The organism is Methylosinus sp. Sm6 (assembly GCF_019802345.1).
Lineage (GTDB): Bacteria > Pseudomonadota > Alphaproteobacteria > Rhizobiales > Beijerinckiaceae > Methylosinus.
This window is the reverse complement of record NZ_JAINDZ010000143.1, coordinates 1-597: the sequence shown is the minus strand read 5'-3', so window position 1 is coordinate 597 and position 597 is coordinate 1. Positions and strand designations below refer to the sequence as shown.

Sequence of the window (597 nt, the reverse complement as noted above, 5' to 3'; positions counted from 1 at the left end):
CCCCGCGCGCCGATCGGAACCGGAGACCCGTGGCCGTCCAAGATATATATCCGCGTGTTCGAGATCGGGCGGCCGATGGAGCTTCCAGACTGAGGCGATGCGCACGTCTGCAGGGTCGAGCAAACGGCGCCTTCAGCCACGCCATAAGCATTGGTCAATTTCGGTCGATGAGATTTGCGCGTGAACCAGGCGCCCAACTCCGAAGCGCTGATCGCGTCACCGCCGAGCGTAATTCGGCGCATATTTGCGGGTATGTCGACGTCTCCTTCAACGAGCAGCCGCCAGTGCCCAGGAGACAGCACCGCTCCCGTGACGCCCTGCGCCTCGCAGTGCGCCCAAAACTCGCTTGCGCTGGCGAGCCAGCGGTCTGTGCGAAGCACAAGAGCTGCGCCAGCGAGCAAGGCTCCGAATATTTCCTCGACGGACATGTCGAAAGCGACGGAGGCAAATTGCAATATGCGGTCATCGCCGCCGAGGCCGTAATGGCGCGTCAGCGCCGTAATTTGGTTGCACAAGCTATGATGCTCGACCATGACGCCTTTTGGCTGTCCGGTGGAGCCAGATGTGTAGATGACATAGGCGAGATGACGCGGCTGA

1 protein-coding gene is annotated in these 597 nt (G+C 61.1%); it reads right to left on the bottom strand.

Annotated features, from left to right (window positions below):
• Positions 1-597, bottom strand: a 597-nt coding sequence (locus K3F48_RS23965; RefSeq protein WP_222577943.1) for an AMP-binding protein, incomplete at both ends; no start/stop codon positions are given.